The 403-nt window shown below is 41.9% G+C and carries 1 protein-coding gene; it reads right to left on the bottom strand.

The annotated features are described in order from the left end of the window. Positions 1–207: 207 nt before the first annotated feature. On the bottom strand, positions 208–403 hold a 196-nt coding region (locus EDI28_RS27470; RefSeq protein WP_233353535.1), incomplete at its 5' end, for a hypothetical protein.

Here is a 403-nt window from a genome sequence, read left to right as displayed (position 1 = left end):
TTCATCATGTTTCTTGACAGATGCTCTGAGGCTAATAATTTCGTACCTTGATCAACACCGATACAAGAAAGGGTAACCAATAAAATGACTTGAAGCTTTTTCCAAATATTCATATTACCTCTACAACTACCGAAGGCTTATAACGCCTAAAATAAGCGGCGAAAAACAACGCGCAGATATTGATATGAAGTGCGTAAACGCATAACTTCATTTTGCACCTGAAATGCCGAGTGTTTTTTGTCCGCTTGATTTTCTTGTTAAATTTGCCGAGCAAGCGCCTTTGGTCTTTCTATTGCTCCTGCCTAACCCGTTTAACTCAATTTTCCGGCTCCTGACAACCGCTGAAGCCGCAAGAACATTACACGCCCATGATAATTTGTCGCTCTCTCCCAGCACAGCCACT

The sequence above is a fragment of the Photobacterium chitinilyticum genome (assembly GCF_004104355.1).
GTDB lineage: Bacteria > Pseudomonadota > Gammaproteobacteria > Enterobacterales > Vibrionaceae > Photobacterium > Photobacterium chitinilyticum.
The sequence above is the reverse complement of the archived record's forward strand: the minus strand, read 5'-3'. Positions and strand labels throughout refer to the sequence as shown.